This is a genomic window from Pseudodesulfovibrio mercurii, assembly GCF_000189295.2.
GTDB lineage: Bacteria > Desulfobacterota > Desulfovibrionia > Desulfovibrionales > Desulfovibrionaceae > Pseudodesulfovibrio > Pseudodesulfovibrio mercurii.
Genome location: NC_016803.1, coordinates 2940163 through 2957088, shown reverse-complemented (window position 1 = coordinate 2957088; position 16926 = coordinate 2940163). Strand labels below are relative to the sequence as shown.

12 protein-coding genes are annotated in these 16926 nt (G+C 64.1%); 5 read left to right on the top strand and 7 right to left on the bottom strand.

What is annotated here, in order from left to right; genetic code table 11:
* Positions 1-51: 51 nt before the first annotated feature.
* The 5 genes from qmoC to aprB form a co-directional block, all read right to left on the bottom strand.
* Positions 52-1323 carry a quinone-interacting membrane-bound oxidoreductase complex subunit QmoC gene (gene qmoC, locus DND132_RS13320; protein WP_014323276.1) on the bottom strand — a complete coding sequence of 424 codons (1272 nt, stop codon included), beginning with the start codon at positions 1321-1323 and terminating at the stop codon, positions 52-54.
* 10 nt (positions 1324-1333) lie between these two features.
* A complete protein-coding gene (locus DND132_RS13315; RefSeq protein ID WP_014323275.1) occupies positions 1334-3601 on the bottom strand; it encodes an FAD-dependent oxidoreductase in 2268 nt (755 codons plus the stop codon).
* Between the two features lie 3 nt (positions 3602-3604).
* Positions 3605-4885, bottom strand: coding sequence for a CoB--CoM heterodisulfide reductase iron-sulfur subunit A family protein (locus tag DND132_RS13310; protein WP_274377778.1), 1281 nt, complete (start codon positions 4883-4885; stop codon positions 3605-3607).
* 119 nt (positions 4886-5004) lie between these two features.
* Entirely contained in the window at positions 5005-7002 is a 1998-nt protein-coding gene (gene aprA / locus DND132_RS13305) for an adenylyl-sulfate reductase subunit alpha (protein WP_014323273.1), read from the bottom strand.
* Between the two features lie 62 nt (positions 7003-7064).
* Complete coding sequence (gene aprB / locus DND132_RS13300) at positions 7065-7565, bottom strand: adenylyl-sulfate reductase subunit beta (RefSeq protein WP_014323272.1); 501 nt, start codon at positions 7563-7565, stop codon at positions 7065-7067.
* A gap of 614 nt (positions 7566-8179) precedes the next feature.
* Between aprB and sat the strand changes: the two genes are divergently transcribed.
* The 3 genes from sat (at position 8180) to DND132_RS13285 (ending at position 11261) form a co-directional block, all read left to right on the top strand.
* Positions 8180-9466 carry a sulfate adenylyltransferase gene (gene sat, locus DND132_RS13295; protein WP_014323271.1) on the top strand — a complete coding sequence of 429 codons (1287 nt, stop codon included), beginning with the start codon at positions 8180-8182 and terminating at the stop codon, positions 9464-9466.
* A gap of 257 nt (positions 9467-9723) precedes the next feature.
* Positions 9724-10320 (top strand): tetratricopeptide repeat protein, encoded by a 597-nt coding sequence (locus DND132_RS13290; protein ID WP_190275287.1) that lies wholly within the window; start codon positions 9724-9726, stop codon positions 10318-10320.
* A gap of 98 nt (positions 10321-10418) precedes the next feature.
* Entirely contained in the window at positions 10419-11261 is an 843-nt protein-coding gene (locus DND132_RS13285) for a DMT family transporter (RefSeq protein ID WP_014323269.1), read from the top strand.
* On the opposite strand, the gene DND132_RS13280 is transcribed toward DND132_RS13285, so the two are convergent.
* Together DND132_RS13280 and DND132_RS13275 are read right to left on the bottom strand one after the other, a co-directional pair.
* A complete protein-coding gene (locus DND132_RS13280; RefSeq protein ID WP_014323268.1) occupies positions 11200-13884 on the bottom strand; it encodes a chemotaxis protein CheW in 2685 nt (894 codons plus the stop codon). The genes DND132_RS13285 and DND132_RS13280 overlap by 62 nt on opposite strands.
* Before the next feature lie 224 nt (positions 13885-14108).
* Entirely contained in the window at positions 14109-14549 is a 441-nt protein-coding gene (locus DND132_RS13275; protein ID WP_014323267.1) for a glycine zipper domain-containing protein, read from the bottom strand.
* A 235-nt stretch (positions 14550-14784) separates the two neighbouring features.
* Here DND132_RS13275 and DND132_RS13270 point away from each other — a divergent pair, with 235 nt between their 5' ends.
* Both DND132_RS13270 and DND132_RS13265 read left to right on the top strand, forming a co-directional pair.
* Complete coding sequence (locus tag DND132_RS13270; protein WP_014323266.1) at positions 14785-16593, top strand: chorismate mutase; 1809 nt, start codon at positions 14785-14787, stop codon at positions 16591-16593.
* Positions 16562-16867 (top strand): hypothetical protein, encoded by a 306-nt coding sequence (locus tag DND132_RS13265; protein WP_014323265.1) that lies wholly within the window; start codon positions 16562-16564, stop codon positions 16865-16867. Before DND132_RS13270 ends, DND132_RS13265 begins: the two co-directional genes overlap by 32 nt.
* Positions 16868-16926 lie beyond the last annotated feature (59 nt).

The following is a 16926-nucleotide window of genomic DNA, read 5'->3' as shown; positions in this document are numbered from 1 at the left end:
TTGATGCCTCCTTAACTAAGTAAGCTTCGTTTGTATGGTTCGCCCAGGCGACTAGCGGTCGGCGCCCATGGGGATGCGGCCAATCTTCTTGGCGTAGGACAGGGCCACGGTGCGGTAGACCAGGTGGCCCAGCTTGGACCACGGCAGGTATGCCAGCAACATGAACACGGCGATCAGGTGCACGTAGTAGATGGGGTAGGCCAGCAGGGCCACGCCCAGCACGCGGAACACCAGCGCGCCGAGACCGGTCAGGAAGATGGTCCAGATCAGGGTCAGCAGGTACCAGTCGTACCAGCTGGAGGACTGCTTGGACTGGTCCAGGTTCACCCGACGCTTGGTCAGGGCCATGAGGCCGTAGATGCCCAGGCCCGCGCCCACGTAGGCGAGCAGCTTGACCGGGGACCACAGGGGCATGGGGGTGTGCCCGATGGCGGACACGATGTTGCCCAGGCCCTCGACGCCGATCTTGCGCAGGAACCAGCCGCCCCAGTGACCTGCGGCGACCACGCCGGTGACGATCATGAGCGCGATGAAGGCGAACATGAGCCAGCGGTGGCCGGAGGCGCGCTTGATGTCGAGTTCGTCGGATTCCTCGTCGCTGCACTCCAGGAACTGGGTGTGCTGGAGGACTTCGTACTTGATGGTGTCGATCAGGCAGGCGCAGAAGCACGGTTCGCTCTTGCGGCCCACGATGAAGGTCTTGGGCTGGTCGTCAAAGGCCTTGAGCATGTTCCGGACGCCCGCATAGAAGCCCCAGAGCATGAACAGGAAGACCAGTCCGAAGATCGGATCGATGAAGTAGTCGCCGACGAACAGGCCGCCGAAGGCGATGACGCCGTCCGACGCGACCTTCCACGCATGGGTGGCGTGGTCGAACTCGAAGGTGGGCAGGAAGGAGCCCAGGCGCGAGGCCTGGAAGATCCAGATCAGCGCGTAGATGATGGCCGGGATGGCGGCCAGGGGCAGCAGCCCGCTGGAGCTGGACATCCACTTGCCGATGATCGGCATGGGGGCCAGGTTGCGGTAGGCCATGTTGCGCAGGGCGGACAGGAGGTCGCCCGGCTTGGCGCCGCGCGGGCACAGGTCGGAGCAGGTGCCGCAGTTGTGGCACAGCCAGATGTCGATATCATTGACCAGACGGTCCTTGAGACCCCACTGGGCCCAGACCATCTCCTTGCGGGGATAGGGGCTGTCGGCGGGGGACAGGGGACAGACCACCGAGCAGGTGGCGCACTGGTAGCACTTCTTCAGGGAGTCGCCGCCTACGGCCTGCAACTCTTTCACGAACTTAAGGTCCGGTTGTACCTTGACGGTATTGGACATGCCGTACCTCCTAGTAACCCTTGAACGGGTTGGGGCCGAAGTTGGTGGTGATGTTGTTGACGAACTCGTCGATCATTTCCGGAACCTTGTCGTACATGTCGATGGAGATCTCGTACTGTTCGACGCGTTCCGGCTCGACACCGAGACGTCCCAGGGACTCGGCGATGTTCTCCTTGCGGCGGTTGCACAGCTCGGAGCCCTTGACGAAGTGGCACTGGTAGTCGTCACCGTACTTGCAGCCGAGCAACATCACGCCGTCGATGCCCTTACTCATGGCGTCGGCGACCCAGATGGCGTTGACCGAGCCGAGGCAGCGCACCGGCAGGAAGCGGACGTACGGGGACCAGGACTTGCCGCGCATGGCGGCCATGTCCAGCGCCGGGTAGGCGTCGTTCTCGCAGGCCAGCACGATGATGCGCGGGCCGCCGGCGTCCAGGGTGTCGGGGACCTTCACTTCCTTGATGGCCTGGCCGATCTGGCTGATGCCGTAGTTGGCGAAGGAGATGACGCGCTCCGGGCAGGCGCCCATGCAGGTACCGCAGCGGCGGCAGCGGGTCGGGTTGGGCAGCGGAGTGCCCTTCTCGTCGTCGTCCAGGGCGCCGAACGGGCATTCCTCGGTGCAGCGTTTGCACTGGGTGCAGCGCATGAAGTTGAACTCCGGGAAGCTCAGGTCGCCGGACCGGGGATGCACGGACACGCCGCGGTTGGCGGACTCGATGCACTGGATGGCCTTGAGGGCGGCACCGGCCGCGTCCTCGGCGGCGAGGCCCAACCCCATGGGCTGGCGCACGCAACCGGCTGCGTAGACGCCCGTGCGGCGGGTCTCGTAGGGGAAGCAGATGTAGTTGGAATCCGCGAATCCGTCGAACAGCTCGAGGTCCGGGAAGGCCGGGCCCTGGCGGTAGACGAAGTTCATGGTCGGGTCGGCCGCGGTGGTCGGGACGATGGCGGTGGGGACCACGACCATGTCGGCGACCAGCTCGACGTCGGCGCCGAGCAGGGTGTTCTTGGCCTTGACGACCACGGAGGAACCGGCCTCGGAGACTCCGGTGACCGTGCCCTTGGTCAGCATGACGCCCGGATCATCCTGGGCGGCCTGATAGTATTTCTCGTTGATGCCGGGGACCATCATGTGGTCGTAGACGATGTAGGCCACGGCGTCGGGGGCGAGCTCACGAACGTAGTTGGCCTGCTTCAGGGCGACCAGGGAGGTCAGCTCCGAGGAGTAGGCCAGGTGCTTGGCGGATTCCTTGTCCTTGTAGACGAAGCCCTCGCAGGCCTCCTCGTCGGAGTTCTCGTCGCAGGGCAGCTCTTCCTCGCAGGCCGCGCCGCAGGGATCGTAGGAGATGCCCTTGGTCAGCAGGGAGGTATCCACGATGAAGGCCACGGAGGACGGGGTCCGGCCGTCGGCGGTCTTGATGCCGCCGTTCTTGGCCATGGCCTCGAACTCGGCGGTGGTGACCACGTTCTTGATGGAGCCGTAGCCCAGCGGGGCCAGGAACTTGCCCTTGCCCGGGACCCAGCCGGTGGCCATGACCACCGCGCCGATCTCGTATTCGGTGCCCGCGATGGTGGCCTTGTACTGGGCCGGGGCGCCGGCCAGGGATTCCAGGACCGACCCGGTGAGGACCGAGATCTTGTCGCTGGCCTCGACCTTGGCGATCAGGTCGTTGATGTTGATCTCCTGCTCACGCTCGGAATAGGGCGCGCCCAGGGGGAAGGACTTGTACATGGTGGCGGCCTTGCCGCCCAGGGTCTCGGCCTTCTCGACCAGGACCACCTTGTAGCCCAGGCTGGCGGCGTTGAGGGCCGCATTCAGGCCGGTGAAGCCGCCGCCCACGACCAGCACGGTCTTGAAGGCGTCGGGCAGCTCCGGCTGGGGAATCCGGCTGTTGACCAGTTTGGTCATGCCCATGTTGCAGTAGTCTTTGGCGATGATTTCCATCTGGCCGGGGAACTGGGGGTCCTCCTGATAGGACCACACACACTGCTCGCGCAGGTTGACCCGCTCCACCTGGACCTTGTCGCCGAACTTGAACACGTCCCACTTGGCGCGGGGCGAGCAGGCGCAGACGACCACGCCGTCCAGGCCCTGTTCGGCGATGTCGGCCTCGATCATGGCCTTGCCTTCCGGGCTGCACAGCACCGGGTTGGACTTGGCCGAAGCGACAACGGAGGAGTGTTTGCCGTTGGCGCAGAACTGGGCCAGTCCTTCGACATCCAGGTTGGCCCCGATGTCGCAGCCTCCACAGATATATACTCCAAGCTTTTCAGCCATTGCTTACCTCCCTACCACGGTTTGAATCGCCTTCATCGCGGCTGCGGTGCCGGACTGGGCGGTCTTCATGACATCGAGCGGCTGCTTGGCGCAACCGGCGGCGATGATGCCCTCGCCGTCGATGACGAAACCGTCGGCGTCGATGGCCCCGGCCGGGACTTGCAGACCGGCGCAGCTGGCCTGCATGCCGGTGGCGAGCACGACCATGTCGAACTTCTCGTCGGTCTTGATGCCGGTCAGGGCATTTTCCACGGTGACGATGGGGTTGCCGGCGGCGTCCTCGACGATGGCGGCCACCTTGCCCTTGACCAGGCTGAGCTTGTCATCGGCCTCGGTCAGGGTCTTGAACTTGTCGTACCGGCCCGGCGTGCGCAGATCGATGTAGAAGATCGTCGCGGCCGCGTCGGAGCGCTCGCGCACGTAGCGGACGTGCTTCAGCGAGGCCATGCAGCAGATGTACGAACAGTAGTTCAGGTGGTTCTGGTCGCGGGAACCGGCGCACTGCACGAAGGCGATCTTCTTGGGCTCGGCGCCGTCGGAAGGCCGCTTGATCTTGCCGTTCGTCGGGCCGTTGGGCGCGCACAGCCGCTCGAACTGCATGTTGGTGACCACGTTCTTGAGCTTGCCCCCGCCCAAGTTGGTCAGGTTGGCCACGTCGTAGGGCTTCCAGCCCGTGGCCACGACGATGGCGCCGACGGCCAGGTCGATGGTCTTGGACGCGTCGTCCAGGTCCACCGCGTCGTACGGGCAGGCGTTCTTGATGGCGGCCAGCTCGGTCTCGGAGGCGTTCTTAGCGTCCACCACGTAGCGCATGGGGAACATGAAGGGATGGGTCTTGTAGGCCAGGCCGCGGGTACCGGTACCGAAGTCGAATTCGGAGCTGACACGGGTCTTGGTGGCCTTCTCGCAGTCGCCGCAGGCGGTGCATTTTTCATTCACGTAGCGCGGGCGCTGCGTGATCTTCACGTCGTAGTTGCCGGCGGAACCGGAAACCGACGTGACGTCGGCCATGGTGATGACCTTGACGTTGGGGTTGTTTTTGATGCGCTGAAACTGAATCTCCAGACCGCAGGAGGGGGGGCACAGCTTGGGGAAATACTGATTCAGCTGCGCAACCCGTCCACCGAGGTAGGGATTGGTTTCAACGATGTACACCTCGTAGCCGACTTCGGCGGCTTCGAGGGCGGCGGTGATTCCTGCGAACCCTCCGCCTACTACGAGAATACTGTTATTCGACATTCTCTTAACTCCTCCCGAATAAAGTTGAGGCTCAAGCCAAAAAATGGCCTAAACCCGGACCGGGAGCGGTTTTCCCGGCCCGGATTCAGACCATTTTAGCCCCGGTATTTTTAAGAGAGCGCGGGTCCGGGGACCCGCGCTCTCGGGGTGATCATTACCTAAGCTTAGGCGTCGGGGATGATCTTGACGTAGGGCTTCTTGAAGACGGTGGTCACGCCGGTGGCGGGATCGTAGGTGGAGTTACAGAAGCACTTCCACTTGGAGTCGTCCAGGCCCATGAAGTCGCCGCGGTAGTAGAAGCCCGGGTAACGGGATTCCTCGCGGAACTCGATGTGCTGCATGTGCAGGCGGACGGTCCACAGGCGGTGGAACTGCTCCCAGCAGCGCATCAGCTCGTGCAGGTCACGGGCGGCGAGCTTCTTGGAGTCTTCTTCCATCATGCCGAGCAGCCAGAAGCCGGTGTTCAGCAGAGCCTTGGAGGTCATGTACAGGGTGCCGACGCCTCCGCCGTATTCATCGGTGCACTTGATGAGGCGCATCATGAAGTTGTGCGGGGTGATGTAGGCCGGGTTCACGACGGGATCGGTGGAACCGCCCTTGTTCTCCAGGTAGGTGTACATCGGCTGGTAGATTTCCTTAGCCATGTCGGCCGGGGTTTCCTTCAGCGCGGGCTTGAAGTCCTTGTGGTCCACGCACCAGCGCACCATCTGCTTGCCGACGATACGGCCTTCAGCGTGGGAACCGGAGGAGAACTTGTGGCCGGAAGCGCCGACGCCGTCAGCGCAGGTGAACAGACCGTTGACGGTGGTCATACGGTTGTAGACCTTGCCATTGTCGGCCTTGACTTTGTAGATCTCGGGGACCCAGGCTTCGTCCGGACCGGAAACCCAGATGCCGCAGCAACCGGAGTGGGAACCCAGGAGGTAAGGCTCGGTGGGCATGATCTCGGAACCGCGATCCTCGGGAGCGCAGTTGGTGGCGGCCCACAGGTTGGCCTGGCCGACGCACATGTCGAGGAAGTCTTCCCAAGCTTCGGACTCGAGGTGCTTCCACTCGGGGCCGGACAGGTCGCCGTTGACGGTCTGCAGCAGAGCGGTTTTGGTGTCCATGAAGATCGGGCCGCGGCCTTCACGCATTTCACGGAGCATCATGTGGTTGCGCAGGCAGGTGGGGATGATGTGACCCTTGGCGTAGCCGCGATCCTCGTAAGGCTTCAGCATGGCGCGGTTGGTCTCGCAGTAGTCCTCACCCTTGTAGTTGGTCGCCTTGGCCTTGAAGAGCAGGAACCAGGCGCCGACCGGGCCGTAACCGTCCTTGAAGCGGGCGGGGACGAAGCGGTTTTCCATCATGGTCATCTCGGCGCCGACCTGAGCACACATGGTGTAGGTGGAACCGGCGTTCCAGACGGGGTACCAGGCGCGGCCCATGCCCTCACCGGTGGAGCGGGGGCGGTACACGTTGACGGCGCCACCGCAAGCCACGACAGCGGCGTTGCAGGTGAAGACGTACACTTTGTTTTCACGGGTGGAGAAGCCGACGGCACCGGCGATGCGGTTGGGCTCGTTGGCGTCCAGCAGCATCTTGACGATGAAGACGCGCTCCACGTAGCGGTCCTCGCCCAGGGCGTTCTTCGCGGCCTCGGCGACGATGCACTTGTAGGACTCACCGTTGATCATGATCTGCCAGCGGCCGGAACGGACGGGATCGGAACCGGTGCGGATGGCCAGGCCCTCGGCCTTGGCTTTGGCGCCGTCGAGGTTCTTGCCGTCTTTCTTGACCCAGACGGGGAGGCCCCACTCTTCGAAGAGGTGGACGGAATCGTCAACGTGGCGGCCCAGGTCGAAGATCAGGTCTTCGCGGACGATGCCCATGAGGTCGGTGCGGACCATGCGGACGTAGTCGTCGACATCGTTCTGACCCATGTAGGTGTTGATGGCGGACAGGCCCTGGGCAACGGCGCCGGAACGCTCGAGGGCGGCCTTGTCGCAGAGCATGATTTTCAGGGACGGATCGACCTTGTCGGCCCAGCGCACGGCCTCGAAGGCGACGCCGCAGCAGCCCATGCCGCCGCCGACCATGAGGATATCAGCGTGCTGTTCGATGATTTCCGGCTCGGCGAGAGCAACACCCTTGGAGGCTTCTTTGATGGGAAGCAGAGGCATAATATTTCTCCTAGTATTTGAAGTGATTCAAGTTGTCTTGGATAAGATTGCGCGAACCGGTCTTAGACCAGGCTGGCGTAGTCTTCCAGCTTCCACTCTTTCTTCAGGTCGGCATCAGTCACGGAAGCCTGCTCCATGATGGCGGCCTTGGGGGCGGCCAGGGCGGTCTCGGTGAAGAGGAGCTCGGAGTCCAGATCGCCGGGTTCGGGCTTGCCGTCGAAAGGCTTGATGGAACCTTCAGCGGTGGTGCGGATGGGGAACTTGAAGCGCTTCACGCTGCCATTACGGAATTTGATGGTCCACATGATGTCTTCAGCGGAACGCATCGGGATGGAGGTACCACCCATAGGGGCGAAGTCGGCGTACGGACGGGCTTCAATAGCGCCCTGGGGGCAAATTTTCACGCAGGAGTAACATTCCCAGCAGGCGGACGGTTCCTGGTTGTAAGCCTTCATTTCGGCGGGATCCAGGATCATCAGATCGTTGGGGCAAATGTACATGCAAGCGGTCTTTTCGCCACCCTTGCAGCCGTCACATTTTTCCGGGTTAACAAAGGTCGGCATAACTTCTCCTCCTAAATAGGGTTTTATTATTCACAATAACCGACATCCTCTACCTAAAAACAAAAATCGACACCCGTTGCAAACCGGGCGGAATTTGGGATTAGCAAGACGAAACACCCTTGTCAACGTGAAAGTGAATTTTTGAACAAGCGTACATCGTCAACCGTGTCTCGGGGATCGGCCCCATGGCCGGGAAAAGCCCGGCCAATAGGCCTTCCGACCCGGCGCGGACCGGCGCCAGGCAACGAAAAAACACCTGTTGAAACCTTTACCGTTTTTAGTTTAAACGAACAATCAATTGCAAGCCTTTTTTCATTTTATACGGTAATATTCTAGTGACAACACAATGTCCTGAAAAGACTGACCAAAAATATTCCCAGTACCCCCTAATTCTCTAGACTTTCTCCCGAAAAGGTCTACCCGGCCCCCGAAGGGACCGACCGGGTCCAAAATGTTGCGGGACGGGCGGAAAAAAGCGCTTGACACGACTTTCACAAACAGCCAATAAAGGCGGACCCTATAATTGGGAATTACTCATGGTTTTGCAAGCGGCCGAGGCGGCTCGCCATGAATTAAGGCAATGGAATCACTGACAAACTATTTAGGAGGCTTACATGTCCAACCTCGTAGCACCTCACGGTGGTAAAGGTCTCGTTTGCTGTCTGCTCGAAGGCGCAGCGCTGGAAGCTGAAGTCAAAAAGGCTGCTGGCCTGAAGACCATCGACATTTCCGACCGCGCCAAGGGCGACCTGATCATGATGGGTATCGGCGGCTTCTCTCCGCTGAACGGCTTCATGAAGAAGGCCGACTGGGCCGGCGTCTGCGAAAAGTTCCTCATGGCCGACGGCACCTTCTGGCCCGTCCCCATCACCCTCGACACCAATGACGATGACGTCAAGGTTGGTGACGAGGTGGCCCTGAAGGCCAAGGACGGCATCGTCTACGCGACCATGAAGATCGAAGAAAAGTACGAGATGACCGAAGCCGACAAGAAGTGGGAATGCGAACTGGTCTACAAGGGCCAGGGCGAAGATTCCGCCGACGACAAGTTCTGGGAAGTCGCCATGGAAGATCACCCCGGCGTCCAGATGGTCATGGCTCAGGGCAAGTACAACCTGGCCGGTCCCGTCAAGGTCCTGTCCGAGGGCGACTACGCCAAGCGTTTCCCGGGCGTCTACCTGACCCCCGCCCAGATCCGCGCCGAGATGGAAAAACGCGGCTGGTCCAAGGTCGCCGCTCTCCAGCTGCGCAACCCCATGCACCGCTCCCACGAGTTCCTGGCCAAGATCGCCATCGAAGTGTGTGACGGCTGCGTCATCCACTCCCTGATCGGCAACCTGAAGCCGGGCGACATTCCGGGCAGCGTGCGCATCAAGTGCATCCAGACCCTGATCGACGGCTACTTCGTGGCCGACAACGTCATCAACGCCGGTTACCCCCTCGACATGCGTTACGCCGGTCCCCGCGAAGGTCTGCTGCACGCCACCTTCCGCCAGAACTACGGCATCAACAACATGCTGATCGGCCGTGACCACGCCGGCGTCGGCGACTTCTACGGCCTGTTCGAGGCCCAGGAGATCTTCGATCGCATCCCCTACGCCAAGGAAGCCTGCCCCGAGCCCGGCAAGGCCCTGCTCTGCCAGCCGATGAAGATCGACTGGACCTTCTACTGCTACAAGTGCGACGGCATGGCCTCCATGCGCACCTGCCCGCACACCAAGGAAGACCGCGTCATCCTGTCCGGCACCAAGCTGCGCAAGGCCCTGTCCGAAGGCGCCGAGGTTCCGGATCACTTCGGGCGTGACGAAGTCCTGGTCATCCTGCGCGAATACTACGAAGGCCTGACCGAAAAGGTCGAGGTCAAAATGCAGAAGGCCGCTTCCGGTCAGGACATGAAGTAAGTCCGCCGGTCGGTTTTCGACTGACCATTCAAGGGGAGGTTGCGCGAGCAGCCTCCCCTTTTCGTTGGTCGGCGGAAAGCCGACCGGGCGGCGGCGCGGAATGCGGGCTCCCGATGCGTCGAGGGCCGCTGTCGCGCGCCAGCGGCGGCCGAATCGCTCAAGGGAGTGGCGACGGGAAGGCCTGGGGTGTTGCCGGGAGGGCCTGCGGGATGGTATCCCCTTGGGAAAACGGGTCATCACAACTCGACGTGGTCGCCATGAAGCTATTGATCCTGTGCCTGACATTGCTGTTGCCGTCCTGGGCCGTTGCTCAGGACATCCCCCGGGTATGTCGGGAGGCCGAGGCCCTGTCCACCGCGCCCGACGGCGACCCGGCCGAGGAATTGCGGCTGTACGAGCAATGCCTGGACCAAAACCCGGCCCCCAGAGTGCGCGCCTCGGCCCTGTTCAACATGGGCGTCACGTACCAGGACCTGGGACAGTGGCGTCAGGCCCTGGACCGCTACGCCTCGGCCGTGCGCGTAAATCCCGGGGACTATCAATCCTACAGCAACATGGCCTGGATTCTCGCCACCTGCGTCGACGACTCCGTCCGGGACGGCAAGCGGGCCCTGGAGTTCTCCCGCAAGGCCTGTTCCCTGTCGGCCGACCTGGGGACGCTGGACACCCACGCCGCCGCCCTTGCCCGCAACGGCCGGTTCGACGAGGCCGCCTCCCTGGAGCGACAACTCATCGAACAGGCGCGCAAGATCGAGGGATTCCCGGCGGAGCTCACAGCAGAGATGGAGCACCGCCTGGCCCTGTACGCCTCGGGCGCGCCCTACACCGAGGCGACGCGCTCCACGACCTACTGACCGAGTCCAACCGAGCCGACGCTTCAAAAAGGATTTCGGTCGGTTCCCTGCATTTCCCGCTTGTCGCGCACGGGTTTTTCCTGCACCAAGGAACGACCATGACCGACAAGACCAGGGCCATACTGCTTATGGCGGCCACGGCGCTCATCTGGAGCTCCGGGGGGCTGGCCATCAAGCTGGTGCAGTGGCATCCCATGGCCATCACCGGGGTGCGCAGCGGCCTGGCCGCAGCCACGCTGGCCGTGCTGTTCCGGGGGCGGCTGACCTTCCGTTTCTCGGCCGTGCAGTGGGGGGCGGCCCTGGGCTATGCCGGGCTGCTGATCACCAACGTGGCGGCCACCAAGCTGACCACCTCGGCCAACGCCATCCTGCTGGCCTACACCGCGCCGGTCTACGTGGCCCTGTTCGCGCCCTGGCTGCTCGGGGAAAAAACGCGCCGGTCCGACTGGGTGTTCATCGCCGTGACCGTGGGCGGCATGGCCCTGTTCTTCATGGACCGGCTCTCGCCCACCGGGCTGTGGGGCAACCTCCTGGCCGTGGGCACCGGGCTGTCCTACGCCGCCTTCACCCTGTGCATGCGCGCCCAGAAGGACGCCTCGCCCGTGGAGTCGGTCATCCTCGGGCACGGCCTGACCGCCCTGGCCGGGCTGCCCTTCCTGTTCGGCGCGCCGCCCTCCCCCGGCGGCTGGCTCGGCCTGCTCTACCTCGGCGTGATCCAGCAGGGCGTGTCCCTGGCCCTGTACACCTGGGCCATCAAACGGCTCGGGGCCCTGGAGGCCATCCTGATCATGATGCTCGAACCCATCCTCAACCCCGTGTTCGTGGCCGTGGGCTACGGCGAATTGCCCGGCCCGTGGGCCGTGGCGGGCGGGGTTCTGGTCATCGGCGCGGTGACCCTGCGGGGGGCTTTGGCCGCCCTGCGTCAGCCTCGTCGTCCTTGAGCCCGCAGATCAGGGCCTTGACCAGCCGGGTGGGATCGATGACCACCAGCAAATCCTTCTGCTCGCTGTGCAGCTCGGGCTTGATGATGCAGTCCACGTACCCCTTCTGCGAATCCAGCACCGAACTGGCCCGGTCCACGCGGTCCATGCAAATCTCCGGAATCTCGCCAAGGGCGTCGACCACGATGCCGATGTTGGCGTTGTCGGCCCGGACCACCACGATGGGGGCCTTGGGGTCGAACCGGACCGAGGGCAGGCGCAGCTGGGTGCGGATGTCGATGACCGTGATCAGCTCGTCGTTGTGCACGAACTTGCCGATGACGTAGTCCGGCGTGCCCGGCATGGTGGTCAGCCCGCTCGGGGTGACCGCCTCGTCCACGTGGATCGCGTTGATGCCCAGCCACTTGTCGCCGATGTAGAAGGTGGCCAGCTCGATGCAGTCCGCGCCCGTGGCCCGCTTGTGGCTCACGCCCATGCCGATCTCGCGGCGGCGGACCACGGTCCGGCTCCGCTCCGAGACCTCGGCCAGGGGCTCGAAGACCATGGCGATGACGTCGTTCTTGTAGCCGTCGTCCACCTTGTACTCGCGGTAGCCCGCGCTGCACCGGGCCCCGACCGCGTAGTAGGAGCCGTCGAACTCGATGATCCGGGAGCCGCCCTCGCCCCGGGCTAGGCAGGAGAAGCCGGTGTCCACGCCCAGGGTCCCGCCCACCTCGAACCGTGGGCTGGTGCAGCTGATGACCTTGCCCTTGCGGTCGGCGAACACGCCGAAGCACCCCTCGAGCACGTCGCCCCGCTCGCTGCGCGGCAGGGAGTCCATAAGCATCTCCCGGAACTGCGGCTCGGAGTCGAAGACGATGCCGATGCCGCCGACCACCCGTTCGGGCCGCGCGATGTCCGTGATGGCCGCGCCGTAGATGTAGGTGTGCCGCCCGCCGTAGAGGCTGGTGGCCTCGAAGGGCGAGACCGCATAGTCCTGGGACCCCTTCAGGGACAGGGTCACGCGGCTCAGGTCGTCGGACAGGGCGTTGCCGACGATGCGCGACTCGCCCGGATCGGACACGGCCAGGATGCGGCCGCGCTCGTCGTAGACGAAGAGGTTGGCGTAAACCGTGTACAGCCCGTTGATGTAGCCGAGGATGGCCCCGATGGTCTCGGCGTCCAGGGTGGAGATGGAGGGCTGGGACAGAATCTTGCGGAAGGCCGAGGTCAGGGCCCACCATCGGCAGTCGTTGGCCCGCTCGTAGAGGTTGCGGTCCATGATGTCCACGGCCAGGGCGGCCTGGAACTCGACGTCGTTGAGGATGCCGGAGACCACGGTCTCGTGCAGGTTGCCGATGGACTGCTCGAAGACCATCTTGGTCCGCGCGCCCGCGTCCGAGATGTTCCACAGCAGGACCTTGCTCTGGGCGTCGCTCTCCCGGACGTTGCCGTTCCAGACCGTGCGCTCCAGCTCGCGCTGGATGTTCTCGGCCTGGACCGGGATGGAGCGGAGCTTTTCGGAAAAGAGCCGGGGGTCGTTCATGACCGCCTCGAGGATGGCCTGGTCCACCTGCTGGCGCAGCCCGGCCGACCCGGACTGGTTGAAGGCGTGCTCCAGCGGGATCATCACGTGGCCGTACCAGCCCAGGCCGAAGAAGCCCTGGTACCCCTTGGTGGCGCAGGTCTTGGCCAGGTACTGCCGCCCGGCGAAGCGGGTGATCGTGAACTTGGCCTCCACGTCGAAGTCCAGGACCGCGCCCAGGGGCACGTGGTAGGCGTCGCTGCTGGCGATGACCCGGCCGGTCCTGTCCAGCAGGGTCATGACCGACCAGTCGCCCTCGCTGCCCAGGTTGCGGAAGACCCCCTCCATCTCGTTCTGGAAGCGGAAACAGAGGCAGAGCACGCCGAGCGGGGCCGAATCGGCCTCGTTGGTCTCGGCCACGCGGTAGGCGTAGAGGAGCGAATCCCCCCGCCCGGCGAGCAGGTCGCTCTCGCGGAAGACCTCCACATACTCGGCGGCGGTGGTCAGGGACTCGGCCACCAGGGGGTCGGCGGAGTGGCGGATGTCGTTGTCCCGGTCCAGCTGGGCCAGCACGTTTCCCTCGGTGTCCATGAGGATGATATTAAAATAAACCGTATACTTGGCCACATACTCACGGAATCGGGCCACCAGCCGGTCCACGTGCCCGGCGAGCAGGTCCGCGAGTTCGCGCTCCGCCTCCGAACCGGGCGCGGCCTCGGCCAGTTGACCGTTCAGGTCTGCGGCGGTGCGCAGGAACTCGCGGATGTCGTCGTCCGTGGCCAGGAAGCCGATATCCGCCGTGCGTTCGAACAGGTTGCGGATGACGATGTCCACGGCCACCTGGGCCTTGCCCGCGAGCTCCTGGGTGGTCTTTTTCAGGGTCTCCAGGCCGAGCTGGCTGAGCAGTTCCGAGGTCAGCCGTAAAAATCCCTGCCGGGTGCCGGTCATGTCCGTGCCGGTCCCGCTCATTTGCCCAAGGATGGTCAACAAGTCCCACTGGTTGCCGAGGTTGTGGAGTTCCTCCCGATAGCCCTCCACGTCCGCCATGTGGTTGATCAGCCCGGCCAGAGTTGCCGGAATTTCAACATCCTTGTACTGCAATGTGTCCGATGTCCCCATACGGCCCTCACAGAATCACAAAAATGAAAATTAATTGCCGAATGCCAGCGATAACACCGCGTCATTTGTTCAAATTCGCAATTGTCAGGTAGCATCCTTCACATTCCCCGTCCATGAGTAAGATGGGGAAAAAATGAAAAGGAGCGGGCGCGGCGGCCGGAAGGACAAAAAAAGGGCCGCCAGCTGGCGGCCCTTCGGGGTCGGTCGGTTTCCGGTCGGACCGGCTACTGCTTCAGGTGCCAGACGCCCTTGTCGTCGCGCCAGGCCTTGGCCATGATCGTGTCGCCGTCCTTCTGGTCCTTGATGTACACGTCGCGGTAGACCTTGTTCTCGGACATGTACGGCGGGGTCGGGGTGGCGGCATAGCTGGCCCCGGTGTCCGGGTTGGTCCAGGTATGGGGTTCGTCGGACCTGCCGGTCTCCAGGGTCTTCTGGACCTCGGCCTCGTCGCGCTTGTCCCACTCGTTGCCCGCGATGTAGCCGACCAGCGTGCCCACGCCCGCGCCCACGGCCGCGCCGAGGAGCTTGTTCTTGAACGTCAGGGCGCCGATGGTCGCGCCCGCCAGGCCGCCCACGGTGGCCCCCTGCTGGGCCTTGTTGGCGGCGCAGCCGTAGCCCGCGGCCACGAAACACGTCAGCAGCGCGGCTATCAGTACTTTCCTCATGGCTATTACCTCCATGGAATTGAAGTGCAGTGCGAAACGACGCCGGGCCGGGCCCGATGGACCGGGAGCGTCTCATTGCAATGTGCCTCTTGCGGCCCGGCTTGTCCAGTGTGGAAACCTAAAGGCCGCTCGGGCGCGCCGGTCAACCGGGTCTTGCATATCGCGCGCTTTCGGGCTAGAGAAGCCTTTCCCGTCGAGGCGGGAACCATAATCTACATAAGGAAGACGGCAAGACATGATCAAGATCCGCAAAGAAGACGGTCCCCTGGAGGACCGCCCCCGCAGGGACGCCGAGGGCGTCTCCGACGAATCCCCCCGCAACGGCGCGGACCGCCCGCGACGCGACGACCGCCGCCCCCCGCGCAAGTTCGACAAGCGCGGCCCCGGACGCGGCCCCCGGCGCGACAACCGCGACTTCTTCGGCCGCAGGCCCGAACCCCCGGTCCAGGACGACGACGGTCCGTCCAAGGCCGAGATCGTCACCGGCCAGCGCTGCAACGACATCGCCGAAATCGACGACCAGATCCTGGGCCTGCTGGAAAAGCGCGCCTTCCTCATCCGCAAGGAAGGGGCCTGGCGCAAGTCCCGGCAGAAATCCCTGGTGGACCCCCAGCTCGAAAAGCTGCTGCGCGCGGCCTTCGACCGCTCGGCTGGCCGCCTGGGCCTGGACGCCAAGCTGACCAAACAGCTCTTCACCCTGCTCAACCAATTTTCCCTGGCCGACGCCCGCAAGAAGTTCGAGGGCGAGGGTTACAAGCTCGCCCCGCGCGTGGAGCCCATCTCGGCCGGACTCAAGGGCCCGCGCTCCTTCCGCTACACCCGGATGCTGCTGGCCATGGCCGCCTCCTCCGGCGCGTCCGCGACCCTGTCCCCGGTGACCATGAACGCCCCGAACAAGGACCTGGCCAAGGCCCTCAAGCAGGTCGACGCGCCCATCCACTGGGACGACGACTTCATCCGCAACGACGGCGGCCGGACCCTGGAATTCGAGGGCAAGATGGTCTTCGTGGGCGAGGACAAGTTCAATTTCTACATGCTGCTCTGCCTGGCCCTGGGCCACGCCGGGCGGTGCAAGTTCACGGGCAAGCCCTCCCTGCAGCTGCTCGACGCGGCCTCCCTGAACAAGGTCCTGCCGTCGCTCGGCGCGCGGTTGGTGCCCATGAACCCGAACAACCCCGGCCTGCCCGTGCGCCTGGAGTGCGGCGGAGCCATGGACGAGTCCGTGACCCTGCCCGGCAACGTGGACCCGGATTTCGCGGCCGCCCTGACCCTGGCCGCATGGTCCTTCCCCGGCGGGCTGACCATCAAGGGGCTGACCCGCGAGGCCCGCGACCGCGTGGCCGAATCCGTGGCCGTGCTCAAGGCCTGCTCCATCAAGGCCGACCTCGCCAAGGACTCGGTCTCCGTGTCCGACGGCGTCCCGGTCATCGAAGCCCAGCCGCAGTTGCCCCTGTCCGTGCCCCTGAACGCCATGCTCCTGGCCCTGCCCGCCCTGAGCGGCGGCCGGATCAACGTCGAGGGGGCCTGGCCCCGGAACGAGCAGGCCGACCGCGTGCTCGACCAGCTCAAGGCCCTGGGCCTGCGCATCGACGTGGCCACCGAGAACATCGTGGCCACCATGGAGGGCGAGCTGCCCGCCTCCGCCGACATCCCCCTGGGCGCGTCCCCGGACCTCATGCCCATGGCCCTGGCTCTGGCCCTCAAGGTGGGCGACGCCCGCCTTTCCGGCGCGGACAACGACGTGGCCGTGGAGCTCCTGGACCGCATGGGCGCGAGCTACGAGATCGACGGCGACGTCATCGCCCTCAAGCCCGGCCGTCCCGGCTGGGAGGGCACCTGGTTCAGCCCGGACCCGCTCTGGTCCATGGGCTGCGCCCTGGCCGCCTTCGCCGTGCCCGGCATCGTCCTCGAAAACCACGGCGAGGTGACCGCCACCTGGCCGGAATTCTGGAACTTCTACAACTCCCTGCCCACGGGCAAGATGAAACCCAAACCGGAACGCGAGCAGAAAGATGACACACGCAGACGAATCAAAATCCGGTGAGAAACGGCTGAGCGACGACATCGACGTCCTTGAGGCGGAGGTTGCCCAGCTGACCCTGGAACTGGAAAAGACCAAGCGGGCCGTGCGCGACCTCATGGCCGCGGAGGACCCCGTGGCGGGCATCTACCACCACGAGGAAATCTTCCGCGCCCAGCAGGACAAGCTGCGCCTGGACGTGGAGATCCAGTTCCGGACCAACAAGATTCACCGCATCAAACTCGGCATCACGGACATGGAACCCTCGGAAGGCGTCAAGAACGGCTTCCTGTTCTGAGCCCCGCGCCGATCGCAGCAGATGACCCCGTACCGGGGGCGTCCGGGAGGTGAGAGACC

What these genes read in the sequence shown, in the direction of transcription:
- sat (WP_014323271.1), top strand. Translation starts at nt 8,180, where the DNA reads ATGTCCAACCTCGTAGCACCTCACGGTGGTAAAGGTCTCGTTTGCTGT.
- qmoC (WP_014323276.1), bottom strand. Translation starts at nt 1,323, where the DNA reads ATGTCCAATACCGTCAAGGTACAACCGGACCTTAAGTTCGTGAAAGAG.
- aprB (WP_014323272.1), bottom strand. Translation starts at nt 7,565, where the DNA reads ATGCCGACCTTTGTTAACCCGGAAAAATGTGACGGCTGCAAGGGTGGC.
- DND132_RS13270 (WP_014323266.1), top strand. Translation starts at nt 14,785, where the DNA reads ATGATCAAGATCCGCAAAGAAGACGGTCCCCTGGAGGACCGCCCCCGC.
- DND132_RS13275 (WP_014323267.1), bottom strand. Translation starts at nt 14,549, where the DNA reads ATGAGGAAAGTACTGATAGCCGCGCTGCTGACGTGTTTCGTGGCCGCG.
- DND132_RS13265 (WP_014323265.1), top strand. Translation starts at nt 16,562, where the DNA reads ATGACACACGCAGACGAATCAAAATCCGGTGAGAAACGGCTGAGCGAC.
- DND132_RS13315 (WP_014323275.1), bottom strand. Translation starts at nt 3,601, where the DNA reads ATGGCTGAAAAGCTTGGAGTATATATCTGTGGAGGCTGCGACATCGGG.
- DND132_RS13280 (WP_014323268.1), bottom strand. Translation starts at nt 13,884, where the DNA reads ATGGGGACATCGGACACATTGCAGTACAAGGATGTTGAAATTCCGGCA.
- DND132_RS13285 (WP_014323269.1), top strand. Translation starts at nt 10,419, where the DNA reads ATGACCGACAAGACCAGGGCCATACTGCTTATGGCGGCCACGGCGCTC.
- DND132_RS13290 (WP_190275287.1), top strand. Translation starts at nt 9,724, where the DNA reads ATGAAGCTATTGATCCTGTGCCTGACATTGCTGTTGCCGTCCTGGGCC.
- aprA (WP_014323273.1), bottom strand. Translation starts at nt 7,002, where the DNA reads ATGCCTCTGCTTCCCATCAAAGAAGCCTCCAAGGGTGTTGCTCTCGCC.